Below are 25272 nucleotides of genomic sequence, written 5' to 3' on the forward strand. Positions count from 1 at the left end.
CGATTTCTACCTCACCCCGCTACGCACCCCAAAACCGGAAGAGCCAGAAAATCCCTCAAAAACCGCAGACGATTTCTGGCGTACCGCTCGTTTAGTGTGCTCGTATTTGAAGCACCCCAGTTTCAAGGATGAACGAGAAGTCCGTGCAATCTATCATGACTACCGTGGTGATTTGTCGCACTTTCGTGCGACGCAAAAATCGATTGTTCCTTACTTAGAGACCCGATTTGGATCAGCTCCCGTACGCGGTGAAGCCAACATGCCGCACCTTGCGCATGTGCGGTTGGGGCCAGGTGCAACTAGAAAAGAGATTAGGGCGACGAGGGAATTTCTACAAGCGAAAGGATTTGACTCGACTAAGGTGACCATGTCGGCCTCCCCCTACTTGCCTTCTCGCTGACAATCGCACTTAGCACTCTGTCGCGCAGGTTGTAATAGTCAAGCCATAGCGACGGAGATTTAGGTGCAGCTTTAGGTTACGTCCACCTAGATGCCTTCTATCTCAACGCTGCCTATGAAATACCGTGAATGAGACTTTTTCAAGGACTCCAAGGAGGGCGCTGAGATGTGGGCGATCGCAGTATCAGGATCGCCGACCGCTGCTTCGTGGTGAAAGCGTTCGTTAAGCGCTTGAGTCGAATCCGAGAATTGTCCTATGAATGACTCGCTGAGCGACGTTTGTAAGTGATTACATATTCAGCCACTGTGTTGCTCCGATTCATCTGGCTGTTTAATAAGGATTTTAGTTGTGCGTAACCCCTAATCACGTAGGAATTGGTCACGCACGGGGCTCTAGCTGTTGTCGCGAGTGAATCCCTGCTTGGCTATGGTCGAGCTTCTCTTTCTGAAGGCTGCGGCGAGGGCAGGGACGTTGGCATCGACAAAGTCGTGCACGGTGGCAGAAATGCTCTCTTTGTCATCGGTATCGCGAGTGACTCGGCCAACCTGCTGAATGACAACGCCGCGGAAGCTTACTGGCGCTGCCAGCACAAGAGTATCCAGTGCAGGAAGATCAATGCCTTCGCCAGCTACCTGGGACATGGCTAGAAGGACGAAATGCGGTGTTACGGCAAGCTGCTCACGGACGGCCTGCCTCTCGCTTGCCTTTTGTCCGCCGTGTAGCTGAAGGACGGGGAAGGGGGCGTCGGTAAGCAGGGTGTTGAGGGCAGTGAGGTGTTCGCGTCGTTTCACTAGGACGAGGACCGTGTGCTCGTCCTGCGCTGCTTGTGTGATGGCATCGGCAATGAGGCGGTTGCGGTGCGCATCCGCAGCCAGGGCGGTGTCGAGGTCGGGCCAGAACAGGTAAGGGGAGTCGTAAGTGAACTCGGTGTTGTGGACTACGTAGTTGCGGCGTCCGGGGCGTTTGAGCTCGACGGTATGGCGGATAGGGCCGCAGATCAGGGGAAGTAGCTTATCAAGACCGTCGGAGCGGTACGGTGTGGCGGTCATTCCGAGCATAAAGCGAACGTTGAGGTGTGCGAGGACGTTGGTTAAACCCGCAGCGCCGACTCGGTGGCATTCGTCAACGATGATGTGGCCATAGCCGGAAAGAAAATCTGTCTTGGAATCATTGCGGCTGATGGACTGAGCCGTGACAATGTCTATCTTTCCACTGAGCTTCTTCTTGGCGCCCGAGTATTGCCCAACTTGAACGTCTGGAAGAAACTGCTTGAGGGCTTGGCACCATTGGGTAGCTAGCTCCCTGGATGGAACTATCACTGCGGTAGGGACTGAACGCTGAGCGATGATGGCACACGCCATGACGGTCTTACCAGTGCCAGGAGGAGCAATGAGCATTCCAGACTTGTGCTTGAGCATCTGTTTGACGGCGGAATGCTGGTAGGGGCGTAGTTCACCGGCAAATGACGCATCGATGCGCTGAGGTTTCGGCGTACGTCCGCGACGTGTGACGGTATATCCGGCAGTCTTCAAGATGTCGACGACGTCATCGAGCGTGCCGCGGTCGAGCGTGAGGACTTGGTCCTTTTCATCAAAACGTACGATGAGCCGTGGAGTACCGAAAGTGGAGAAACGCTGGGCCTGCTTTATATAAAACTGCGGGTTGGCAATAGCGCCTAGGTGCCGCAGGGCTGTACGAGTGGTGGCGTCGATGCCTGATAAATCGACGTGGACGTGTGAATCGTGCGTGACGTGGACTTTTCCGGAGGCCTTGAGCTTCTTTAGTTCTGCGCGGGTGGGTGCCTGAGGAAGGGACGTCTCGGGATCAGGCTGAAGCGCAGCGTAGATTCTCTTGAGCTCGGAAAGCGTCGCCTTCTTCGTTCTTGCCAAAGCCTCGAATTGGTCTGGCAAAGGATGAAAATCACTGTCGACAAAGATGGTTGTGCCTTCGGATCGATGGTGGCCTGCTAATGGGAGGGCAATCAGATTGCCGAAACCACGGCCTTTCGCCGGCAGTGTGTCTTGAGATGGAAAGAACCGATCGAAACTGGAGAAGTAGGAATCCGGGCTAGCCTTGGCAAGAAGCCCGATGCCAACTGAACGAGCGAGGCTGGCGGGAATGGGCTCGTCGAAGAAGAGCCAAACGTGAGCTCCGTTCCCTGATCGTGAAACCTCGATAAGAGGATCGAGGCCGTGGTCCTTGCATTCCTCTGCGTAGGCGCGGGCGGCTTGCTTGAAGTCTTCATAATCAAAATCGCAAACCAACAGCCGGCAACTGTCATCTGTACACAGCGGATAAAGGCCAACATGAAAGCGGTTGTCCCGACGCAAATGTCCTTCAATCACCTTTGGCGTCAGGGGCTTTAGGTCGGGATTTCTTCGGTCATAGTAGCCATTGCTAGCCGGGTACCAAGCCTTCTTTCCCGCAGTATTCTTGGCCACTGCGTAGACATCTGTTCTCCCCGTGAAGTAATCCATGAAGAGCGCAATCTTCTCTTCCGGTGAGCGTTTATCAGAGTGAACACTCGGCGGCGGTGTGCCTGCAGCACTAGGCCGCGAAGGAGCATGACCGAGGGCCTGCAGTAATTGGGCTACCTGGGACTCCAATTCACTAACGCGAGTTTCAAGTGCTTGGAGGCGTTTCTGTTCAGTCATGGTGGGTGTTCCTTGTGCGTCGGAACTAGTTTATCGGACGGTGAGCGGCTAAGAGCCTTGTAGGCATGGCGATGTATTGCTTAGAATAATCGCACGACGAGCCGGCTACCGGAACGTTGTCGCCTGGAGCCGCGAAGGCTCCAGAGCTTTTTGGAGGGCCTCCTAGGCGCAGAGATGGAGTGCGTGCTTTAACAGTCAAGCCTTGATTCTGATAGGTGTGCGGGACAGGCGCAGCAAGTGGAGAGCGTTGAGGTGGCCTCTAGACATTCGCACACAATTCGGTTGTCCTTAAGAAGAGTCTCACTGCTAGGTGAAAGACGCTTCAGGTGTACGTGTCCTCCTGGGAAAGGAGGGGTGATGACTTCCTCTACGCAAATTCTCCGACGAGTGCTAATCTCTGAAATAAGCAGGTGCTGACTACTGAAGGGCGAAGGAGGGATTAAATTGACAAAGTCGACCGTTTCAAGACCTGACCACATTAATACTTCTGTAACTCAGGTCCAAGATATGGATGAGGAAGACCGTCGCCGCTACGTTGAGTACTTAGGGCGGGAGATTGCCAATTGGTCCGCGGAACTTAACCGCCGTCTAGCTTGACCATTTATCCCAACGAAGAGGAAGTCCTAATCGTCGGGGAATTGGCTTGTGGGTCCCCTCTGCAAATCCGTGATTCCAATCAGTTTAAAGCAAATGTAAACCGACCGGCGACTACTGTTCTCGGGAGAGACGCGTTTCCAACCGCTTGGGATAAAGCTGCAGCACTTCTGCATTCTTTCTGCACCACGCAAAGTCTTTTCGATGGTAACAAGCGGACTGGCTGGGCGGCTTGCTGGTTGTTTCTCAGGCTGAACCTGGCGGTAGGTCCCCTGCTTGGAAAAGTTGACGCAGATGCTTCTGAGCATCTTGTGGAAAGAATAGTTGGTGAAAAAGTTGGCGTGCCTGAAATCGCAGATGCTTTGCGGTCTTTGGTGGCGCCTTTTCTAGGGAACGCCGGTAATCTACCGTCAGGGTTTAGCGTAACTAAAATAACGGATGAAGGGGAAGACTATTTCGTAGGCGTTGGAAAGACTCCTGACGGAACGCGCTTTATCTACTTGTATCTCGCGGGGAGCCAGAGTACTCCTATTGAAATGGTGCTTACTTCCGATCAAGCACGCGAAGCAGCTGAAGAATTACTCCAGTATGCCGATAACCCTCTAGAGAAAAAGAGAATAAAGTTTAAAGCTCGAGCAATTCAAGCGCACTTAGACATGCATGACTGGTCTAGGTATATCTAGGTAGTTTGGACTGCTAGGTCAAGAGGCCGGAGATTAGGCCTTACGCACGATTCGGTATAGTGAACATGTGCGAAAGGCTATGGGGTGATAGTTTGTGCAGGGTTATCCGTTGGAAAACTCGTTTGCTGAGTATGAGCACTACTTTCCTCTGAAGGGGCTTGGCGCACATTGTGAGGTCGCAGCGCACACTGTAAATGAGATGGCTCGTTCACCTCGAGTTCTTACTGCAGAAGCTGCGGATGCCCTTGAGGCGGAATTTGAGCCTAAGATTCGTGGGGCTCAAAAATGGGGGATTTCTCGACTTCCTGATGAGCTAACAGCGGCGGCCTTGCAAGCCGCGGGTGCAGCTTTGCACTCGATCGGCCTGTTGCTGAAGTCCGATATTCGGTATCCGCTTACACCATCAATTCTTGCCAGGCCTGCTCTAGAAAACGCTGCTCTAGTAATGTATGTGAATGAGCAAGAAGACCCGTGGGTTAGAACCGCTCGAGCGGTAAACGTCGTGATAAATGGGTACGAGAACTCTGACGCTGCAAGGCCCGATTCCAAGCTTCATGACGCTTTGGAGGCGCATCAAAAAATTAGGCAAGCGTTTGCATCGCAGGGGTACGGCAGGCGTCACAGACTATTGCCGTATACGGATCTGGTTGAGACGTATTTTGATGGGTTTAAAGGTCGTGAGATGTACAACGAGTTCAATCGATCAGTGCACCACAATGTAGTCCGCCAAATTGAAATAGCGATCTCAGCAGATATCGGAAGCTGCGGCAATGCAATTGAAACCTACGAAGTGGCTATCCGAACCGCTATCGCGGTCGGCGCGGCAGCATTCAGCCTAAAGGAGTTTCGGCACTGCGACGACGTTGATGAAGCACCATTACATCTGCTTGCTGATGTCTTTAAAAGTTGGAGCGTGTACCTTGATGGGCTTGGTGATGATGGCTTCGTAGATTGATGTTTGCTTCATCGAGACGATTGACTGCCGGCTCATTATTGCGACGCAGGCGTTGACTATCTCTGCGCTCGTTGGGCATAATTCTTGGTAGGGGCAGTCCTACTTTGCGTACAGCTGCTCGACCCTCACCGGGGCTACTGGCAGGTGAGGGTCATTTTTAGTGTGCTTGGGGTGTTAGTGGCTTTGCGTTGAGCCGCCACCGAGGGCCTCTTGGACCATTGCGTTGGCGTGCACAAAAGGAATCCGCTCCTGCTCGATGCGCAGCCTTCCTTTGGTGTAAAGCAAGCGGTAGGCGCGCTGCTCTTCGGTGGTGAGGTGGGTAAGCGTGGCGGAGCCGTCGCCGGGGTCGGGGACGGCTAGGTGCTGGAATTTGGTGACGGTGGCGGTGTCCATGAGGAGGGACCTGGTGTGAGGGAAGTGGGCGCGCACGGCGTTGAGGATGGCAAAGCCGGCGGCGTCAAGATCACCCCAGTAGGTGATGTCGGCGTGATGTAGCCAGCACAGTGCCTGGAGTTGGTGGGCGGCGGTGCCGGAACCGAGGATGGCGATGGTGGTTGGGGAGGCGTCGGCAAGCGTGGGAAGTGCTAGGAAGGTTTGTTTGTTCTCCACGATGAGCACCCGGGGCGGGGTGTCCGGGAAGAGCTCGGCGGCGTCGGCGAGGGGGATTTCTATATCAGAGAGCGCTGGTGCGTAGTTGAGGTAGCGCAGGCGCAGGCGGGCATCGCTGCGGCGCAGGCCCAAGTCCGTGATGCCGAAGGGGGCGAGGAGCGCCAGGAGCAGGCGACGGTGGGTGCCTATCCATTTGCCATCCACGCCTTCCACCGGTACGGCGCGCTCCCATTCGCCGGAATGGGGGTTCGCGCGCAGCCAGGTCAGACACGGCCCAAGGCAGCGCAAGTCGTAGGTGCTTAAGTCCTTCCACTGGTTGTACGTGCGGCGGACGGTATGAGCGAAGTCCGGGGAGTCCGGAAAGATGGCGGCGATGTCCTGGGCGCGCTGGAGGGCTCGGTTGTAGTCGGGCAGCAGGCCCGCGGCGGCAGCGATGCGCGCGGCGCCGGTGAGTACTACGCGTGTGGGAACGTCATTGGTGCCAAGGCCCGCGCGGGACCAATTGCGGGATTCATAGATGACCTCCTCCTGGTGTGGCCAGCGCTGCCAGGCGCGGATGAAGTCTCTCGTGGCCTTGATATCGCGGGCGGCGGCCGTAGCTGTTGGCGGGTGCAGCGGCCAGTCCAGGTTGAGCGCAGCGGGATCGGCGAGTGCGTCGGCGACGTGGTTGCGCAGGTACTTGGCGGCATGCCCCTGTAGGTCTTTAGGAGTCCGCATCGTCGGAGTCCTTGGGGTCGGGTTGTTGGGGGTCGTGGGTGGTGGAGGCGTCGATAAGCTTGTAGCCCGTCCGTGCCTGCGGGCGGCCGTCGATGGTGGGCTCGTCGTAGCTGACCACGATGGTGCCGTCCACATAGGGCGAGAGAGTCTGGATGAGCTTGAACGGCGTGGCCAGAATCATGTGGAATCCAAAGGACGCGAAGACGGACATGGCCGTGCGGGTAAAAGCGGGATCCGCGCGGTCAAAGGCCTCATCCAAGATGATGGACCCATAGGTGGGCACGTCCTGGTCCGGCTCCGCGAGGCGGAAGCGCAGGGCTGCGGCCAAACAGAAGAAGACGAGCTTTTGCGCCTGGCCGCCAGAGAGCGAGGCGGAGTCCTGATAGGTGTTGGCCGTCGTGCCATCGGGGTAGCACTCGCGGCCGACAAAACTGACGTGCCGGCGGGTGTCCAAAACCACGTTACGCCAGCGGATATCCTCCGGCTGGCTGGAGCCGAGGCGGCTTAAGATCTTGTCCAAGGCGTGGTAGCGCGCAATGGCTGCCGCTGGATCATCCTCGGTGACTTCCGCCAGGCTGTGGGAGGTGGCGGCATCGAGATCCCGTTGGAATTCTTGAACCACCTGGCCGCGGGCGTCCTTGACGTCGATGCGCAGGGTCCGCTCACCGTTGAAGGGTGAGCGCTCCAGGGATTTGTTGATGTAGTCCATGCGCATCTCAATATCGCTGCGGGCGCGGCGCAGATCCGTGGCCAGGTGGGAGAGGTTGCGTACCGTCTGGCCGTTGAGCAGGTCTAGGAAGCGGGCGCGGAAATCAGCCAGGCGGTCCGCCCGGAGGAACTTGAGCTTCTCGATGCCCTCACCGGCGAAGCTGGCCTGTGGCTCCAAGTCGGCGGCCTCCGCCGGCCACTGGGACAGGTAGGCGTGCAGGACGGAGACAATCTTGTCGTTGGCCTCCTCGATGCGGCGCGCGGCCGTGCGGGAGGTTTCTTGCAAACTGGCCTGGACTTCATCGCGGCGGGCATCGATGTCATCGATAGTGAGACTGCGCTTGCCTTTGTGCAGGGCTTCAACGACTGCCGTCTCAATGTCTTTATCCGCGATGTCCGGCACGGGGCCGATGCCGCGGCGGCGTGTGGTGGAGCGATCGAGCTCGCCTTCGACGTTGCCCAGGTGTTTCTGCGCCTCGTTGAGTTTGGCGCGGGCGGCGTTGAGCTTCTGTTTGGCCTGTGCGTGCGCGGCGGCCAGCGCCTGGGCCTCCGGGGAGGAAGCCAGCGAGTCAAACTGCTCTTGCAGATCACGCTTGCGGGCCTCGGCGGAGGCGGTGTCGATGTCCTGGAATGAGGTATCCAGCACCTGCTGGGCCTTATCGCGCTGGGAGCGCAGGATGTCCATCTTCCGGTTGAAGTCCTGGACCTGCTTGGCCGTAGCGCGGGCGGTGGCCTTGGCTTCGGTGAGCTGGGAGCGCAGCAGCTCAATCTTGGCGGTGTTGGTGGAGCCCACCCGGTACCAGGCGGTGCCGCTAAAACGCGTGCGGTCATCCTTGATGAAGCGCGTTGAGCCGTCCTTGTCCTTGGGGCGGCTTTCCAGGCCATCGCGGGTAATGGCCGGGGTCAAGGTGGCCTTCTCCAATTCCGCTACGGAGTCCACGCATTCGTAGTTGAAGCGGCGCGAAATGTGGTGGCGTACCCAGCTCGCCATGGCATGGTCTTGGAACTCGAGTTTGTGGATGAGCTGCCGCGGGCTGCGCGCCGCTGCCGGCGCTGGGGCAAACTCCGGGATGGTGCGGTACTCCAAGCGCGTGCCCACGTTGCGGGAATTGACCCACTGGTTGATGGCCTCTCGCGCGGCTTCGGGCACGAGCAGGGTGGCGGCGAAATTGTGCAGTAGCTTCTGGATCACCGGCTCCCACTCGCTCTGGTGAGGGCTGATATCGATAAGCTCGCCGGCGAAGGGGAGCTCGGACTCGGCATAACCGGTATCGCGGGCCAGCTGCGAGCGCAGCTCCACCAAGGTCTTATCGATGTTGGTTCTCCGTGAGCTGAAGGAGCGCAGCTCGCTGTCCAGCGTGGAGCAGGCGGTGGCGGCGTCGCGGGCGGCCACGCCGGCCTCCTGTTGTTGGTTGATGAGGTCCTCGAAATCGGCCTCGAAGTCTGCGATGCGGATCTTCGCGTTGGCCTGTAGTTGGGCGAAGCCATGCGGGCTGAGCTCGTAGTGATCAGTCCACTGTCCGGCCGCTGCACTGAGGCGCTGGAACTCCTTCGTGCGGTGCTCAATCTCTTTTTCGGCGGTTTCTATCTTGGCCCTTAGGGCATCGAGCTCACCCGAACTGAGCTGGGAGACGGCCACTGCGGCGAGGCGCTCTGCGTCATCGAGGTGGGCAACATCGGCCTCAAGCGATGCGGCCTCCGATTGGGCTTCAGCCAATTGCGCTGAAAGGGCCCGAATGCGAACGTCCAGTTCTTCTGCCACCAAGCGGGCGCGTACAGCTGGCAGCGCCTCAGCCATGGCCTCTGCTTTTGCTTTGTCAGCCTCCGCGCCTGTGCGCTGGGAATGCAGCTGGGGCAGGGGAGCGAGCGTATCAATCTGGGCCTTAACGTCCTCGACCCTTAAGTAGGCTTGGCGCAGATCCTCAAATTGCTCGACGGCCTCATCCGCCTTCTCAAAGGTAGCCGGACGGTCCAGCATGTAGTCCCTAAAGAGCTGGTCCAGGCTGGAGAGGGACTTCGCGGATTGCGTGCGGTGGAGAAGCAGCTGGCCCTCCACATTCTTGATCCCTAAGCGTTTGCGGAAGCGGTCTGCGAACGTGGTGTAGGTCGGCGTGAAAGACGCGCCGGGGCCTTTGTACATTGCCTTAATCTTGCGGGTGTCCAGGCTGCGGGTGAGCAAAGGGCTGAGCTTGTCGATGTCCTCGTCGCCCGGCACCAGCCCATACAACCTCTTGATCTGGCCTACTGAGTTCTCACCGCCGTTCAGGCGGAAGATAGCGATGAGGGTGTGCTGCTTGCCCGCGCCGTTATCGTAGGTCAGCGCCACGACCGAGTTGGTGGCGCCCTCCCGCAAGTACTCGGGGGCGATCTCACCGGTCTGCGTGTTCTCCCGCTGCCGCCACGCGCCGCGCACATAGGAGACGAGGTTGCGCCCGTTGTGCCGCCCGAGGTCCTGTTGCGACGCCGCGTTGAATTTCACGTGACTTTGCGGAACTAGCACTGCAGACATGGCATCGAGCAACGTGGACTTGCCGGAACCCGAGCCGCCTGTAATGAGGAAACCCTTGCGAGCTACCGGGATGGAGAAGTAGCCGTGGAAAGTGCCCCAGTTAATCAGCTGGATGCGGCTGATGCGGAATTGGCCGGGGTAGTAGGTGGTGTTCTTAGTCATCGGAGGCATCCTCCTGCTCTTGGAGCTGCTCCGGTTCCTGCTCATCCTGGTCCTCCGTCTGTGCCAGGCGGGCGTATTCGTCCCGGATGGCGGAGACCGTGGAGGCGTCGAAAAGCTGGCGCAGTACCGGGGAAACCTCAAAGCGGCCCTCGGTTTCAGTGGCGCTGATGAGGGAATAGTCATTCTGTATGCGTTTCATTGCCGCGTTGAAGCGTTTGGTGAAGCCGGCCTCGTCGCGGTTATCCACCGCACGGACATAGCCGATGCTCTCCCGGAGATCCTCCACGTCGACGATGACGCGCTCGCCGGGCAGGGTGAGGCCCAGCTCCTGGCGCAGGTTCAACAAGATGGCGGTGTCGATGTGCTTGAGCTTGTCCGTGCGCAGCACCTGCGGGATGCTCAAGCTGTCTTCCTCCACCATGCGGGTGAATGCGAAGCCTTCCGTCTCATCTACGACGAGCTCTAGGAACACCTCGTGCAACCGGGCGCGTAGATTCTCCTCGTCGGAGATAATGGCCGCCCACAGTACCGGCTCCTTCTGCGCGCGAATGAGCGGGCCCTGCAGCAGCTGCACCAGCGCGCGCCGTGAATGGTAGGTCAGCGTTCCTTTATCGTGTTCCCACAGCGGCGGCTCGTGCGCGGCATCGACGCGGGGGCTGTTGGCGGCGGTCACTGTAGCTCCTTAACGGTGGTGTGATCGAAATACATGGTGGGGATCTGGGCGCAACGCACGGTACCGTCTTCCTCGGTCCACATGACTGTCTCGTGTTCTTCTTTCAGCGAGGGCAACGGGTGGGAATCCGCGATATGTACCAAACCCACTACGCTGGCCAGACCTTGCGTCGGGGGATAGGCCTGCAGCACCTGGCCAATAGTGCAGGGGCCGGACTTGGCGACGGCCCCGCGTACCGCCTCGTGCAATTCCTCGAAGTCGATTTCTGATTCGCGCACCAGCTCATAAAGCGCCTGTGGGTCTTCTGTGCCGGGCTGGTAGGCCACTGGCGCCTCCTCCACGACTTCCCGCCCGGGGTTGGCCAGGCGGATGCGGGAGACCGAATGAATCGACATGCCGATGCGCTGCAGCGGTGTGTCCATTCGGTGAAAGGCCTTCAGCTCGGAGTTCTGCGCGGCATCAATGGCCATGCCGCGGGCCTCGCGCAGCAGCTCAATCATGCGCCGGTCCTCCGCGAATTGCTCGGAGGAGACGTAGTTGCGCAAACTGCGTGCCAGCCCGGTCATGGTCTGGTTGACCTCGAAGCTGGTCTCCTCCATATCGCGAAAGAGGCTGCGCAGCCGCTGCCTCCTGTCCGGGGCGAGTTGCTGCCCGGGCTCGCTTTCCAGAACCTCCTTGATCCATTGGTCCAACCAGGCGCTGCGCTCTCTATCCATGAGGAGGGAATAGAAGCTGCGGAAGCTGCGCCCGGCCTCCGATTCCGCAATGTGGTCCACGCCGTTGAAGATTTCCTCCAGCACCTCGCCGCGGTAGCCCTCCGGATCTAAGAGCTGTCGGCGCAGCTGGTGGTTGAGGGCCTCGAGCTCATGGCGAACCCGGGCGAAATCACTCGGCACGGCCATGGCCATGTTCAGTACGTCTTGGACGCGCTCTTCCGTCTCCGCGGCGGTGAGGCTTTCAAACTGCCCGAGGTGTGCCTTCTCAATCTCGCGGTCGATGCGGTCACGTTCTGCTTCCAAGCTGGCCACGCGGCTAGCGATGTCCTCGTTGGTATCCCGCGCCAGCCTTTGCAGCGCCGAGCTGATCGACTCCACCCGTGAGGCCGTCACCGCGGTCACCGGTGCTTCCCAGCGTTCGATGGCTTCGAGGGCCGAGAGTGCATCTTCACTGGGCTCGAGCGTTTCACCGTGGGAGCTCTTGCCGGACTTTCTGATTAACCAGCCGGCCTTGACCCAGTCATTGCAGTAGTTCTGTGGCGTGCGGGGCATGGAAAACTCGCTGGCTAAAACTTCGAAATCGGTGACCATGAGCTCGTATACCTCTGCTGCTGGGCGCGCCCGGGTGCCGCGCGGGAAGTACTCCGCAATCAACGCCAGAATCACGGGCGCGTTGTCCGCAGCCAGGAGCCGGATTGCGGCGGAATCGCGCATCAGGCGCCGGAGGGAGAGGGCGCGTGCTTCAACAGTCATGTCTTGATTCTGACAGGTGTGCCGGACATGCGCAGTCACGACGGGCTCAGATTTTCGAAGCCCTCTGCCTGGTGCATGTCCTACAGAGAATAAGTTGAAATAATTACGCCCATGGAGGCGGGACCAGAAGCGAAGCTTTAGGCTGCATCCACCTGGTCGTCTTGTACCTCGACGCGGCCCATGAAATACCGTGAATGCGACTTTTTCAAGGATTCCAGGGAAGGCGCTGAAATATGGGCGATCTCGATATCAGGATCGTCGATCGCTGCTTCGCGGCGGAGGCGTTCCTTGAGCGCTTGAGTCGAGTCCGAGAATTGTTTGATGAAAGACTCGCCTGAGCGACGTTTGTTGTTGCGAGTGAATCCCTACTCTTCATGGGTATCGCGAGTGACTTGGCCAACCTGTTGAATGACAACGCCTTGGAAGCTGACTGGGGTGGCTAGCGCAAGAGCGCTCAGTCGCGTTGTCGCGTAATGTTCAGCGATTGATTTCCCAGGTCTTGATGTCCGTTGTGCAACGAGGGCATGTCACGATCTCTCGCATTCCTGAGGAGCTCACCAGTACGGTAGCCGCCGAGTTGCTAGGCGTTTCGCGCCCAACGCTCATGAAATGGGCAAAAGAAGGAAAAATTGCGACCCATAAGCGTGGAACGCATACGAGGTTCAAGCGCGAAGACGTATTGCAAATGAGGCGCCAGCGTGCCAAAGAACGTGTTATGGCGTTCCAGGAATGGCGTGCATTCGAAGAGGAGAATGCGCATTTGTTTTGAGGGGAGTCGTCGCCAAGCGCCCGCCCCTTTCATGCACCATCCGTGACAAGCTCCCGCAGCGCAGTCAGTGCCTCTCGTGAGGCGGTGCCGTAGCGCTCGCGCAGGAAGTGGTGGGTGGCGTCGGGGTTGCCCAGGGAAACGGGCACGTCGCTGAGGTTGTGCAGTTCCGATTCGCCGGCGGAGGTCTTCTCCACGGACCAGAAGCTCTCGGGGCGCAGGCCCAGCTCGCCGGCGCGCTCGAGGACGCTGAAGGTGTGGGAGGCAAAGATGAGCTGCGCGCCGTTGACGTTGATGCTGGGCTCGCGGAAGGCCTGGATGATGAAGTCGAGGAGTGCTGGGCGCAGGGCGGAATCCAGCTCATCGGCCACCAGGATTCCGCCGCGGCGCAGGGTATCGAGAACCAGGGGAGCGGTGGCCATCCAGTTCTGCGTGCCGCCGGATTCATCGGTCAGCTTCAGCTCGTAGAAGGAATCATCGGACTTGTGCTCCACGATGATGGCGTGCAGCAGGGATTCAATCTCCGCATCGGTGTAGCCGCGGAACTCGTCGGGGCGGCGGATGCTGCCGTCGCTGTGGCTAAGCGCATCGATGACCGGGCGCATCTGGCGGAAGACGTGCTCCGGGATGTGGTCCTGGTTGAGCCGCACGGAGTGGATACCGGCATCGGCCGCGCGCAGCAGCGCGGCGGCCTCATGCAGGTGCAGCTTGCCAGTGCGGATGAGGGTGGTGATGCGTGCGGACGTGCTGATGGAGGAGTGCCCGTGCGGCAGGTAGGCCACGTCGTGCACCAGGGCACGGGCCAGCGGCGCGAGGACAGGGTGGCCATCGCGCAGGCCGGCGGAGAGGATCAGCTCGGTGTCCGTAACGGGGCCGAGCTTGGCGACGTCCCCCTTGTCCATGAAGGATTTCGTCCACTGTACCTCCTCACCGCGGGTCCGCACGAAGCAGGGGCTCCACCTTGTCGATGGCACGCGGCTGAGCCATTCCGCGTGCACGCCGGTGAAGCTCCACTGGAATCCGTAGAGGTAGCGCACGCCATCGAGCTCAAAATCCAGCTCGAAAGTGCTGGGCAGGCGCTGCGTGCGGGGATCTAGGCGGTACGGGGCGTGGGGGAGTTGGTTGGGTGGGGCGTCGGCAAGCCAGGTGGTGGCGGAGGATTCGATGGCGAGCAGTGCGAAGGCGAGGGCATTGAGGACGCTGCTCTTTCCCGACGCCGTGGGGCCGATGAGCACGGTGGTGGGCTCGCTGATCTGTGCCCATCCTTCCTCCGGGGCGGTGGAGTGCTGCCAGTGGTGGTACAGCGCAAGCGTCTGCGTGGCGCGGATGCTGCGGAAGTTGGACACGCTAAAGGAAAGGAGCCTCATGGTCGCGACACTACAGGCTCACGCATGCCGGATCATAGATAGCTGTCCTAGGCCCGGGAGCGTGCCCGCATCCGGATTTCGAACTCACTCCAGCAGTCGCTGGTAGCGTCTGTTTACATACCGCAACCAGCAACCACAGGAGGCCGCATCCTATGGACGGAGATATCACTGGGCTGCTTGTGTGTGTCGGTTTAGTGCTGGTCATGCTGGCCTACTGGACCTTCTACATCCGGTACGTGCGGAGGAATCCCCAATCAGAAGAGTGGTACGACTCAGCCGATGCAACAGGTGCAGAAAGCGATGGCGTCCTCTTCATTTATCCTTATGGCACGCTTATTATGGGCGCGGCCGGTGCCACAGGGTTGGTAGCAAGTGCGAACCTTCCCGAGTCCGTCGAAACGGTGCTGATTGTTCCGCTCGTGGCAGCTTTCGTCATCGGGGTTATCGGATTTACGGGGGCGATTGGGATTCCGCTTCCGTGGCCTTTTGTTCCGCGGTGGGTCGTGGACATCCGCAAAGCAAAGCGCGCTCGAAGGCGTGAGCGCAGACAAGCCAGAAAAATGAAGAAGAAAGAATAGGCCTGGCCGTTATCCCAGCGCCCTGAAACTCAGCCCGGCCAAAATTGAGCAGAAGCGTGCCGTGGCTCCGTCCTGGTGGTGAAATGGCGGAGGAGCGCTGCCGAAGATCAGACAGCGATTTCAAAGGCCTAAATTGCCGTTTTCTGGGCCCGCCGATTAATGTTGCTGGGAGCGGATTCGCTGTGTGCATAAAAGCAGGCGGGGAATACGCGGGGCTATAGCTCAGTCGGTTAGAGCTACGGACTCATAATCCGTTGGTCCCGGGTTCGAGCCCCGGTGGCCCCACAACTTATTGCTCCCATTGCGCCCTCCTGATGTTGCTCTAATGGCGGGTGCTTTTACTCCTGTTCGCTCGTTGGCATGGTGACATGTCTTGGGCCTGTTGTACTCTTGGCAGGAACTGGAAGGAGGGCAGACATGGAACAATATACGGCGCGGCAAATAGCTGAATGGTTCGTAGCGTGGGCTGATGAAACTGACGATGCAGAAATTACGCAGCTCAAGCTTCAAAAGCTTCTTTATTACGCCAAAGGTCTGCATATGCGTTCTTCTGATGGCCTGCCGCTTTTCCCTGACCGAATGGAAGCATGGGCGCATGGCCCAGTAGTTGTAGACATCTACCATGACGTCAAGCACTACGGAAAGCTTCCCATAGACCCCGATGAGTTCATCTCAGATGACTTTGATTGGGATGATTACCGTGACGTCGAGCAGGACCTGATTGAAGTGTGGGACAAATATGGCCCATACTCCGCATGGGCATTGCGTAATAAAACCCACACCGAATCTCCTTGGAAAAAGAACTTCGTCGAGGGCAAACGAGGGCTAGAGATTACGGATGCCGATCTGAAAAACTATTTCTGTTAACCGTGGGCAAGAAAAGTAAACGACGGGGGAGTAGGCCAACCAGAGGGGCGAGGAGCACCCCAGAGTCGAGTGTCGTGGAGGCACTCCGTAGTACTAGAGCTGACTATCCGCTCCTTTCAACGCGGTTCCTGCAGAAGGGGTGGGGCTTCGGGGAGCTAGATGACTCGATGCGCGCGGAGTTTTTGGAAAAGTGGCACAAGCGGTCAGTGCTGTCATGGAAAGAATTGGCGCAGCATCCCAAGCATGGACTTGGCTCTGAATTCATTCCGGCTGGCTCAATTATTCCTTGCATTCCGAGGCAGTTTCAGGATGTCGAGAGATTCCGAGTTTACCGCCACAAGGGGAATTTACCTTTCGTCGGCTGGAAAGACGGTGAAGTGTTTTATGTCATCTGGATAGAGAAGTCCTATAACGAGCTCTACGTGCATTAGCTCCTGTTCTGAGCCCTCGTAGGCTAGCTTTTAGGCGGCGTACTTCAAGGAATAGCTCCTTAATGCGAGATATCGCACAGCACCCGATACGATGACCACCATGAGCGTTGTCGAGATGGACCCATTGATCGAGTCGCTGTACTACTGGTCCGACATCATTGGTGTCCTCCTCATGGGCATGATTGGCGGCACCATGGCCCGCCAGCGTGGTTATGACATCGTGGGCTTCTTCTTCATTGCGATGTTCTCCTCCCTCGGCGGCGGCATGATCCGTGACGTGCTGATCAACCGCGGCACCGTCGCTGCGATGAGTCAGCCGGAGTATCTCTACCTGGCGTTTGCCGGCGCAATCATCGCCCGCTTTGTCTACTTCAAAGGCAAGACGTGGGATTATGTCCAGTCCCATGGGGATGCGGTGGTCTCGGCGCTGTGGGCGTCGACAGGCGCGCTCAAGGCCATTGCCTACGGGCTGCCGCTGATCCCCTGCATCATGATGGGCGTGTTCACCGCAACCGGTGGTTCCATGATCCGTGACATCGCGATGGGGCGCGAACCCGCCGTCTTTGGGGATAACACACCCACCGTGATCCCCGCGGTGGCCTGCGCTTTGGTGGTCCTCGGCGCGGATTCGGCCGGCTACTTGGCCTGGGGAGTCATTCTTGGCCCGGTCGTTTCCTTCGTGATGACCATGCTGGGTATCTGGGCCGGGTGGCGCGTGCCCGCCCGCCAGGAGTGGGCGCCGGTTAATGACACCGCGGCCTACGTCATGGTGATGGCGCGTAAGGCGGAAAGCAAGGGCAGGGCCGTGGGGCGTCGCCTAGAGCCCTCCAAACTCCGTTCTTGGCGCCACAACCAGATGGAAAAGGCACTGCAGCGTCGTATTGAGCGCGAAGTGCGTGCTGGCAAGCGCCGTTCGGAAGCAGCCATCGATGCCACCGAGTTCCTCGATTCCTTCAATGAGGAAGTGGCGGAGATGTCGCAGATGATGAAGCCGCCCGCCGCGGAAGCGGAAACCTCCGATTTCGGCGTGGACTTGAGCGGAGATTCCTACGAGACCCCGAGCACCGAGGGGCCGACACCACGCGAGCTTTTGGATCGCATTTTGGCCGATGACCAGCTCACCGATGAACTGGTGGAGAGGCTCATGCGCCGTTATGAAAAGAGAGATGATTAGATCCTTTAAAGTATTAGTGAGAGTGAGGTGATGAACGCGTGACTTCGAGGCGTTCTTTTCTAGGCATGCTGGCGGCGCTAGCGGTGTCGGGCGTCGTGGCGCCCACGGTGGCGGGATGCACGGCGGAGCCTGGCAACGTCGACACCTCAGACATGAACCTCATCACCACGGATATCTCGGAGCCACAGCGCACCCTCATCCCGGCTGATTCCAACGATGCGCCGGGGCAGACCATCATCAACCTTGTGTACTCGGGGTTGATGTACCTGGATGAAACCGGTGGCGCTCACTATGACTTGGCGGAATCCATCACGCAGGTCGATGACACGACATATGACGTGGTGATTCGAGATGACGCCGTGTTTTCCGACGGTTCAACCGTGGAAGCAGAAGACTTCGTCGATACGTGGAATACCGCGGTGCGCCAGTCGCTGCTCTCCGCGCACCACTTTGAACCAATCCGTGGCTTCCACGAAGGCAGGAAGTCAATGCGCGGCCTTAAGGTGACGGGGCCGAAAACTTTCCGCATTGAGCTCTCACGCCCCACGGCGGGATTCCTCGAGCGCCTGGGATACTCGGTCTTTTTCCCCATGCGCTCCGAAGACCAGGATAGGCTGAGCGATCGCGGAACAGATCCCATCGGCAGCGGGCCTTATGTGCTGGCTTCCTGGGAGCGCGAGAAAGCTGTGACCCTCGTGCCGAACCCTCGCTACAAGGGGCCGCGAACGCCGCAGAATGAAGGCATCAAGTTCGTGGTGTATTCCTCGGAGGAGCAGGCCTACCAGGACCTCGTAGATGGCAAGCTGGACGTGCTCACGCGGATCCCGGCGGAGAAGCTAGGCAGCTTCGAAAAGGAACTAGGCTCCCGCGCCTTGACCAAGCCCGGCGGCTCCATCATGGAAATCACCATCCCCGCCAACGATGCGAACTTCCGCGGTGAGGCCGGACGCTTGCGCCGCCGCGCGTTGTCCATGGCAATCGATCGCGAAGGAATGGCCCGGGACATCTTCCACGGTATGGTGCTTCCCGCTACCGGCTTCGTCGCGCCGCTGGACGGTTCCATTCCGCCGACACCGGAGGGGGCCGACGTCTTGACCTACCAGCCGGAGAAGGCCCGCGAACTGTGGGAGCAGGCGGAAAAGCTGGAACCGTTTGATGGGATTTTCAGCATTTCCTATAACACCGACGGCGGCCATAAGACCTGGATCGACGCCGTGGCGAAGCAACTGTCGGATACCCTCGGCGTGCCGGCGGAGGGCCATGAGTTTGCCACTTTGAAGGACCTCAGACAAGAGGTGATTGCCCGTCACCTCACCGGTGCCTTCCGCACGATCTGGCAGGCGGAGTTCCCTGAGGAATCTACCTTCCTGGTGCCGCTATATGCGTCCTACTCTTCGGAGAATGAATCAGGCTTTAACAGCTCTGAATACGATGAGCTGCTGAAGAAGGCGGGGCAGGCGAAGAGCCGGGAGGAAGCCCAAAAGCATTACACGGAGGCTCAAGGCCTGTTGCTGGAAAAGATGCCTGCGATTCCACTGTGGACGACGAAGACTTTCTGCGCTTTCGGCGAGGACATCGTCCCCGCGGGCTACACGTGGAAGCCAACTCCGAATTACTATCTCATCCACCGCGCTTAAGGCTCCAAGGGTTCTGTCAGGCTGAAGGACTAGGCTTGGCGCAATGCTGAAGTATTACTTGTTCGCCATGTGGCAGGCCATCGTGGATCACGGCCTGCCGCTGCTGGGAATGCTGTTGTTGGCGATTCTCATCCCGCGCATCGGCCGGCTGGCCGTGCGGGTGATTGAGTCCCGTTTGGATGAGAATCAAGAATCTACCAAGGCGCGTTTGGCGCTTGCCGGTGCACTGGTCTACGTGGCGCAGGCGGTGGCCTTTTTCCTTCTTGTGTTGGCTGCGCTGGCCAACGTCGGGGTGCCGCCCTTGGGCGCGGCTATCCCGGCGACAGTCGTTTCGGCCGCCGTCGGTTTCGGCGCGCAGGCCATCATCGGTGACTTCCTCGCGGGCTTCTTCATCCTCTCGGAAAAGCAGTTCGGCGTGGGTGATTACGTCAGCTTTGATGGCGTGACTGGCGTGGAGGGCACCGTCGTTTCGCTGACGCTGCGCACGACGACTGTGCGCACACCCACCGGTGAAGTGGTCATGGTGCCGAATGGTTCCGCGGGCGTGGTCACGAACTTCTCGCAAGAATGGTCGCGCGCGGTGGTGGATATCGCCATCCCGGTCCACGAGGGCGAGTCCTTGCCGGAGATCACCGAACAGGTGGAAAAGATTTCGAAGCGAGCCATTGAAGCCCCAGACATCCACGCGGATGTGGCCGGTGAGCTCGACGTTCTGCCCGCCACTGGGCTCACGGCCCCCACTGCGGCCGGCCAGCCATGGCAGGTGCAGTACCGCGTCCTCGTGCAGGTCAACCCCGCCCGCCAGTGGGCGGTGGAGCGCGCGATCCGCTCGGCGCTGCTCTCCACCTTCTGGGATCTGTACAAGCTTCCTACCACTGAGGGCATGCCGGGGGATGTCTCGCAGGAGCTTGGCGACGTCTCCGCTGCCGACGCCCCCACCACCATCATGCCGGCGGCAGATACTGCGGAGCCTTCGCACAATGACGTGTCATCGGATGCGGAGACGGAGGCCATTGCTGCCGACGCCGTCGCTGATGCCGGCGCTATGCCCCAAGACAGCAAAGATGACGGGCCGGGACGGCCGGCTTATGCGGACGACTCCGAGGAGGAAGAAGAGGACGATTATCAGCGCGGCATCTGGCGCGACGATAAGCCGGACAACAAGTGGAATTATTTCTGGACGCTCGGCGGGCGCGTGCGGGCCTCAACCACGGGGCTCATCGCCGGCCTCGGTGTGGTTGGCCTGTTGCTGCTTTCCTCCGCTAACCCTGATGGGGTGGACGCCGGGTGGCTATCGCCCTCGCGGTGGATGGGGCAGTCCGAATCCGCTTCTGAGTCGGCGCAACCTTCTGCGCCTTCCTCCGCGCCACTGACCACACCTCAGGAGGCGCCGGCAACTGACTCCACGGGCTCCGCAGAACAGGAGCCGACGGCAGAAGTTGATCCGGACACTCCAACTGATAGCACCCCGGACAGCGAAGCTGTGTATGCCCCCGCGGATCCGCAGGACGCCGAAACCCAGGCCCCAGTGGAGCAAAACTCCGAAACGCCCGCGCCCACGGCGAATGAGCAGCCTTCCGCGATCGTTTCTGAGGGAGCCGCAGAGCCGTCCACCGTGATGTAGCTCCGCGGCATCACCGAGAGGCGCCACAAAGAGATGAGAGAGGCGCGAGGAGAGGGCGCATCAGAGATATGAGTGATAGGGAAGTGCAGCGACGAAATGCGCTACATTTTTGATATCGGCGCGGCGGGCTCATCCGTTAACGCATGCGGTGTAGCCCGCTGCTGATTTCCAGCTCGCTGTGGCTTTCCGGCGTGATGTAGCCCTCGGATGAGCGCGATTTCCTGCGGGGTAGTGCTGCAGGATATAACTTGAGTTTATGAAGAAGTTCTCTCGCGCGGTTCTCGCCGCCTCTGTTTCTGTATCTGTCGCACTGTCCGTTGTCGTTCCTGCTCAGGCGGAGACCGCGGCCCCTAACGCCGAGGCAACCGCAACGGTTTCCTCCGAGTCTGACTCCTCCTCCCAGGAAGCTGATTCCTCGAGCCAGGGTTCTGGCTCCTCCAACAAGGACGAGGATGACGCCGAATTCCAGCAGTCCTCCGAAGGTGAAATGATTGCACTCGGCGTGGGTATTACCGCAGCGGTCCTCGCGGCTGCCGCCGGTGGCGTGTACTGGGCGGTGCAGCAGCGCATCATTCCGAACCCGCTGCCGGGCATCATCCCGTCTCCGCCGGCACCAGCTCCGGCACCTGCTCCTGCACCGCAGCCTGCCCCTGCCCCCGCGCCGAAGCCAGCTCCGGCTCCTGCTCCAGCCCCGGCGCCCAAGCCGGCTCCCGCACCTAAGTCGGCTCCGGCCCAGAAGCCTGCCCCCGCGTCCTTTACTCGCTGCGCAGACGTGTGGAACGCACTAGGCCGCCCGATCTATGCGGGTGAGCCAGGTTTCCGCTCCAAGTTCGACCGCGATGGTGATGGCGTAGGCTGCGAGCGCGATCCTCGTTAAGCTGGAGCGCATGAGCGCTTTTTCTTCTCTTGAGTCCTGGCCAGTCGATACCGTTGCCGCCGCCTTGTTGCACCGCGGCGAGGTAGTAGAGCAGCTGGGGGATGCCCCCCGCCGCTTCCCGGTGGCCTCCGTGACCAAGCTGGTGGCCGCCTATGGGGTGATGGTGGCCGTGGAAGAAGGGGCGGTGGAGCTGGATCAGCCGGCAGGCCCTGAAGGCTCCACGTTGCGCCATCTTTTAGCCCATGCCTCGGGGGTGGGCTTTGATACTCGGGAGCAACAAAAGCCTGTCGGCGAGCGCCGTATCTACTCCTCGGCCGGCTATGAATGGGCCGCCGAGGAAGTGGAGAAGGCCACCGAGATTCCTTTTGCTGAATACCTTGCTGAAGGCGTGTGCGCCCCGCTGGGGATGCGGGCCACTACCTTGGAAGGCTCGGCCGGGCACGGTTTGGTTTCTAGTGTGGAGGATCTCGCTGCCTTTGCCGGCGAGGTCTATTCGCCGCGCCTGCTCGATCCTTCGACGGTGGAGGAAATGCGCAGCGTTCAGTTTCCGGGACTGCGGGGCATCGTGCCCGGCTATGGCAGCTTCAAAGACTGCACGTGGGGGTTGGGCTTTGAAATCCACGGTGAGAAGCAGCAGTGGATGGGTGGCTTGCCCGCCGATGCCGTGGGGCACTTCGGCATGAGCGGTACCTACCTGTGGGTGGCTGGTGACTGGGCCATGGTTTCGCTGACGGACCGCGATTTTGGCGAGTGGTGCAAGCCTTTGTGGGCCGAGACCAACACGGCCATCTGGCAGGAGTGCCAGGCGGGCTAGCCGGGGTGGCATGACGGTGTTGAGCGTCGTCGCGGCGTGCCGTAGGGCGCCGCAACGGGGGTAGTGGGGTAGCTGTGGCGACAACGCGCGCGTGTTACACACGTTGACTTATGTGACTGAAGTGATTGATGGGGCGAATTTCGGGGTGAAAGTCTCAAGTTCTTGTTGAGGCTGTGGGGGCTTAAGCGCAGGTTGAGGGTTGTTGTGGCTCAAGTGGCGGGGGAAAATTGTGGGCACACAACGACGCACCGTGTGGCCGCATACTGCGGTCGCACCAAGCGGTGTTCGCGCCTCGGCGCGAGTGACGTGATGAAGACAAGTTCGTAGGGGAAGACGAAGCTCGTCTTGCGTCGGCACATGCCGGCGTGCCATCACTCGCACGTCAAAGGAGTTTAAGGAGTGAATCAACGCGTTCACCCGCAGCTGGCCGGTGACACCGCGCCGGCCGCTTCAGCCACCCCACTTGGCAGCCCGGCAGATAACTGGCCCAACCGCGCCTGCGGTGAGGTCTGCACCGCCGTGCTGCAGATCTCGGGCATGCCGCGCAACCTGCGCCCTGCCATCGAGCGCGCCATGGCGCGCTGCATCAGCAGCGAAAGCGAGTTCATAGTGCCTGGTGATGACCCGCTGACCGCCCAATGGTGTACCCGTTGGCACCGCGACCCAGTATGGGATCCGCTTAGCGGCCGCGTTCCTGACAACGCAGGCGGCCTCGGGATAGGCTGCCAGCAAGTTATTACGGGAACGCCCAGCGAACTGGACGCGCTGGGCCGCGCCGTGGAGATGTTGGCGGGGGAGTACGGGTTCAGGGGCGTCGTCAAGCGTGCGGTCTAAGTCCTAGTCCGCGAAAGGATCGAGGATGCGCTCCGGAAGCTCCGCCACAGAGTCGATGACGTGAGTCGGGCGGAAAGGGTAGCGCTCGATGATGCTGTCATCACTGATGCCTGAACGCACCAAGATGCTGCGCATGCCTGCCTCCAATCCCGACTTGACGTCGGTATCCATGCGGTCACCGATCATGACGGTATTTTCCGAGTGCGCGCCGATGTTATTCAACGCGCTGCGCATCATGACGGGGTTCGGCTTGCCCACGTAGTAAGGCTCGCGGTTGGTTGCCGCGGTAATCAGCGCCGCAACCGCACCCGTGGCCGGGAGCACACCCTGCGGGGCCGGGCCCGTGACGTCCGGGTTGGTGGCAATGAACCGCGCGCCGTTGCGGATGAGGTTGATAGCCGTGGTGATGGCTTCAAAAGAATAGGTGCGGGTCTCACCCAAGACCACGAAGTCCGCGTCGCGGTCGTTGAGAATCCAGCCGGCCTCGTGCAAGGCGGTGGTAAGGCCGGACTCGCCCACGACGTAGGCCGTGGACAGGCCAGCCTGGGTGGACAGGAAGGCCGCCGTGGCCGTCGCCGAGGTCCAGATGCGCTCCGCCGGGATGTCCAGACCAGTGTTCTTCAGACGTGCGGAGAGATCCCGCGGGGTGGACATCGAGTTGTTCGTGAGCACCATGTACTCGATGTTGTTATCCTTCAGCGCCTGGATGAATTTATCCGCGCCGGGAATCATCTCCCCTTCTTTGATGAGGACGCCGTCCATGTCTGAGAGATAGGAAATCACGAGTGTTCCTCCACATAATCAGCAAGTTCGCCCACCGTGGTGACGGAGAGCATGGTTTCTTCGTTGAGGCGGACTCCGCAGGCTTCCTCGAGGCGCACGGCTAATTCGATGCGCTCGAGCGATTCAACCCCCAGGTCCTCTAGTTTCGCTTCGCGCTCTAGGCCTTCCTCCACGCCGGTCACCTTCGTGATGAGGCGAGTGAGCTCGCCGTATGCGTCCCCGGCTGGGGAAGCTTCTTTTTCTTCTGCCGGCGCGGAGCCGAAGCGGGCTTGGAGTTGCGCTGAAAGGTCATTAGCCATGGGGCCCAGTCTAGTATTGAAATGTCATGGTTATTCGAGCACGTTCCTCCGCCATCGCCCGCAGCTGGTCGCGCCGGGCCCGCCCCCGCATGCGCTCCATCGAGCACACCGTCCACGATCAGTTGCATGATCTCACGACAGAGCCGGGCCTGACCGGGGTGAAGGACTCGGGCTTCGTGGACAACGACGGCGTGCGCGTGGCGTGGTACGAGGTAGGCCCGCAGGACGCGGAGGTCACCGTGGTTTTTATCCACGGCTACTGCTTGTCTGCTGAGAGCTTCTACTCCCAGGTCAACGACGTGCGCCGCAACTACCCTTCGGTGCGCTGCCTGCTTGTCGACGTCCGCGGCCACGGCCAATCCACCCACGTCACTCCCGCGCAGTGCACGGTTCGGGGCGCGGCCGATGACGTGCTGGCCGTCATCGCTGAGCGCGCCGCCGAGGGGCCGTTGGTGCTGCTTGGGCACTCGATGGGCGGAATGATTGCGCTTAACCTGCTGCGGCGCGCTCCGCGGGAGGTTTTTCACCGCGTTAAGGGCATGACGCTGGTGGCTACCTCGATGCAGCGCTTTGCGGCCGAGGGCGTGGCACGTGTCTTGGAATCGAAGACTCTGGGCATGGTCTATCGCGTCTGTTTGAGGTTGCCGAGCCGGCTCAACCGCGTGCGCTTCGAGGCCGCCGCACTCATCGCCCCGGCCTTCGCGGCGCTGCTGCAGGGCTTCCCGCAGATGGACAAACTGCAATTCCACGTGGCGATGCTGTTGGATACCCCGATGTCGAGCTACGCGGGCTTCTTCGATGACTTGGTGGAGCACTCCGAGTTCGGCGCGGCGGCCAGGCTTAGAAACGTGCCGGGCGAAATTGTGGTGGGCAGCCTTGACATCGTGACTCCGCACCGCCAATCGGAGGTCATTGCCCGTCACTGGCCGGACTCCACCCTGACTGTCATTGACGGCGCCGGGCACATGGTGATTTTGGAGGAGCCCAGCGAGGTCTCCAAGGCTTTGGGGCGCGTCCTCGATGGAGTGCTGGGCAGCTAGGGTCTGCTGTGGTGGTCGAACTGCCCGTTCTGCCAAAGTTATAGCCTC

General features: G+C 60.0%; 22 protein-coding genes and 1 tRNA gene. 15 read left to right on the plus strand and 8 right to left on the minus strand.

Annotation, left to right across the window (positions count from 1 at the left end; all coding sequences use genetic code 11):
• Window positions 1-400 (plus strand): hypothetical protein (locus tag HMPREF2604_RS14170; RefSeq protein ID WP_210384651.1); only part of this gene is annotated, 400 nt, incomplete at its 5' end.
• 392 nt (window positions 401-792) lie between these two features.
• Here HMPREF2604_RS14170 and HMPREF2604_RS01710 read toward each other — a convergent pair.
• Window positions 793-3054: a DEAD/DEAH box helicase gene (locus HMPREF2604_RS01710; RefSeq protein WP_070562648.1), complete on the minus strand. Its 2262-nt coding sequence runs from the start codon at window positions 3052-3054 to the stop codon at window positions 793-795.
• A 593-nt stretch (window positions 3055-3647) separates the two neighbouring features.
• On the opposite strand from HMPREF2604_RS01710, the gene HMPREF2604_RS13835 reads away from it, so the two are divergent.
• A complete protein-coding gene (locus tag HMPREF2604_RS13835) occupies window positions 3648-4331 on the plus strand; it encodes a type II toxin-antitoxin system death-on-curing family toxin (protein ID WP_118854849.1) in 684 nt (227 codons plus the stop codon).
• Between the two features lie 94 nt (window positions 4332-4425).
• A complete protein-coding gene (locus HMPREF2604_RS01720; protein ID WP_070562651.1) occupies window positions 4426-5286 on the plus strand; it encodes a hypothetical protein in 861 nt (286 codons plus the stop codon).
• Window positions 5287-5460: 174 nt separating this feature from the next.
• Here HMPREF2604_RS01720 and HMPREF2604_RS01725 read toward each other — a convergent pair whose 3' ends face one another.
• The 4 genes from HMPREF2604_RS01725 to HMPREF2604_RS01740 are packed head-to-tail and all read right to left on the minus strand — an operon-like array spanning window position 5461 to window position 12133.
• Complete coding sequence (locus HMPREF2604_RS01725; RefSeq protein WP_070562654.1) at window positions 5461-6612, minus strand: DUF3322 domain-containing protein; 1152 nt, start codon at window positions 6610-6612, stop codon at window positions 5461-5463.
• Complete coding sequence (locus tag HMPREF2604_RS01730) at window positions 6599-9991, minus strand: ATP-binding protein (RefSeq protein WP_070562656.1); 3393 nt, start codon at window positions 9989-9991, stop codon at window positions 6599-6601. The genes HMPREF2604_RS01725 and HMPREF2604_RS01730 overlap by 14 nt, the downstream gene beginning before the upstream one ends.
• Window positions 9984-10664: a DUF4194 domain-containing protein gene (locus tag HMPREF2604_RS01735; protein ID WP_070519688.1), complete on the minus strand. Its 681-nt coding sequence runs from the start codon at window positions 10662-10664 to the stop codon at window positions 9984-9986. Before HMPREF2604_RS01735 ends, HMPREF2604_RS01730 begins: the two co-directional genes overlap by 8 nt.
• Entirely contained in the window at window positions 10661-12133 is a 1473-nt protein-coding gene (locus HMPREF2604_RS01740) for a DUF3375 domain-containing protein (protein WP_070562659.1), read from the minus strand. Before HMPREF2604_RS01740 ends, HMPREF2604_RS01735 begins: the two co-directional genes overlap by 4 nt.
• Before the next feature lie 484 nt (window positions 12134-12617).
• Here HMPREF2604_RS01740 and HMPREF2604_RS01745 point away from each other — a divergent pair, with 484 nt between their 5' ends.
• Window positions 12618-12902: a helix-turn-helix domain-containing protein gene (locus tag HMPREF2604_RS01745; protein ID WP_246818356.1), complete on the plus strand. Its 285-nt coding sequence runs from the start codon at window positions 12618-12620 to the stop codon at window positions 12900-12902.
• A 29-nt stretch (window positions 12903-12931) separates the two neighbouring features.
• On the opposite strand, the gene HMPREF2604_RS01750 is transcribed toward HMPREF2604_RS01745, so the two are convergent.
• Complete coding sequence (locus tag HMPREF2604_RS01750; protein ID WP_070562662.1) at window positions 12932-14266, minus strand: AAA family ATPase; 1335 nt, start codon at window positions 14264-14266, stop codon at window positions 12932-12934.
• Between the two features lie 152 nt (window positions 14267-14418).
• Here HMPREF2604_RS01750 and HMPREF2604_RS01755 point away from each other — a divergent pair, with 152 nt between their 5' ends.
• The 10 genes from HMPREF2604_RS01755 to HMPREF2604_RS01800 all read left to right on the plus strand — a co-directional run bounded on the left by HMPREF2604_RS01755 (window position 14419) and on the right by HMPREF2604_RS01800 (window position 23102).
• Complete coding sequence (locus HMPREF2604_RS01755) at window positions 14419-14844, plus strand: hypothetical protein (protein ID WP_070562666.1); 426 nt, start codon at window positions 14419-14421, stop codon at window positions 14842-14844.
• Between the two features lie 211 nt (window positions 14845-15055).
• Window positions 15056-15129, plus strand: a tRNA-Ile gene (locus HMPREF2604_RS01760).
• A gap of 132 nt (window positions 15130-15261) precedes the next feature.
• Entirely contained in the window at window positions 15262-15711 is a 450-nt protein-coding gene (locus HMPREF2604_RS01765; RefSeq protein WP_070532722.1) for a Panacea domain-containing protein, read from the plus strand.
• 74 nt (window positions 15712-15785) lie between these two features.
• Window positions 15786-16142 (plus strand): hypothetical protein, encoded by a 357-nt coding sequence (locus tag HMPREF2604_RS01770; protein WP_070562670.1) that lies wholly within the window; start codon window positions 15786-15788, stop codon window positions 16140-16142.
• A gap of 100 nt (window positions 16143-16242) precedes the next feature.
• Complete coding sequence (locus HMPREF2604_RS01775; protein WP_070532747.1) at window positions 16243-17316, plus strand: trimeric intracellular cation channel family protein; 1074 nt, start codon at window positions 16243-16245, stop codon at window positions 17314-17316.
• Window positions 17317-17354: 38 nt separating this feature from the next.
• Window positions 17355-18953, plus strand: coding sequence for a peptide ABC transporter substrate-binding protein (locus HMPREF2604_RS01780; RefSeq protein WP_246818357.1), 1599 nt, complete (start codon window positions 17355-17357; stop codon window positions 18951-18953).
• A 43-nt stretch (window positions 18954-18996) separates the two neighbouring features.
• Window positions 18997-20577, plus strand: a complete 1581-nt coding sequence (locus HMPREF2604_RS01785) for a mechanosensitive ion channel domain-containing protein (protein ID WP_070562677.1) — start codon at window positions 18997-18999, stop codon at window positions 20575-20577.
• Between the two features lie 256 nt (window positions 20578-20833).
• A complete protein-coding gene (locus HMPREF2604_RS01790) occupies window positions 20834-21454 on the plus strand; it encodes an excalibur calcium-binding domain-containing protein (RefSeq protein ID WP_070562681.1) in 621 nt (206 codons plus the stop codon).
• A 10-nt stretch (window positions 21455-21464) separates the two neighbouring features.
• Window positions 21465-22268, plus strand: coding sequence for a serine hydrolase domain-containing protein (locus tag HMPREF2604_RS01795; protein ID WP_070562685.1), 804 nt, complete (start codon window positions 21465-21467; stop codon window positions 22266-22268).
• 399 nt (window positions 22269-22667) lie between these two features.
• Window positions 22668-23102, plus strand: coding sequence for a hypothetical protein (locus tag HMPREF2604_RS01800; protein WP_070562688.1), 435 nt, complete (start codon window positions 22668-22670; stop codon window positions 23100-23102).
• Between the two features lie 3 nt (window positions 23103-23105).
• On the opposite strand, the gene HMPREF2604_RS01805 is transcribed toward HMPREF2604_RS01800, so the two are convergent.
• Both HMPREF2604_RS01805 and HMPREF2604_RS01810 read right to left on the minus strand, forming a co-directional pair.
• Window positions 23106-23885 (minus strand): HAD-IIA family hydrolase, encoded by a 780-nt coding sequence (locus HMPREF2604_RS01805; RefSeq protein ID WP_070562692.1) that lies wholly within the window; start codon window positions 23883-23885, stop codon window positions 23106-23108.
• Window positions 23882-24184 (minus strand): acyl carrier protein, encoded by a 303-nt coding sequence (locus HMPREF2604_RS01810; RefSeq protein ID WP_070519714.1) that lies wholly within the window; start codon window positions 24182-24184, stop codon window positions 23882-23884. Before HMPREF2604_RS01810 ends, HMPREF2604_RS01805 begins: the two co-directional genes overlap by 4 nt.
• A 26-nt stretch (window positions 24185-24210) precedes the next feature.
• Between HMPREF2604_RS01810 and HMPREF2604_RS01815 the strand changes: the two genes are divergently transcribed.
• Window positions 24211-25224: an alpha/beta fold hydrolase gene (locus tag HMPREF2604_RS01815; protein ID WP_070562695.1), complete on the plus strand. Its 1014-nt coding sequence runs from the start codon at window positions 24211-24213 to the stop codon at window positions 25222-25224.
• The last annotated feature ends 48 nt before the right edge of the window (window positions 25225-25272 follow it).

It is taken from the genome of Corynebacterium sp. HMSC055A01 (assembly GCF_001809405.1).
Lineage (GTDB): Bacteria > Actinomycetota > Actinomycetes > Mycobacteriales > Mycobacteriaceae > Corynebacterium > Corynebacterium hesseae.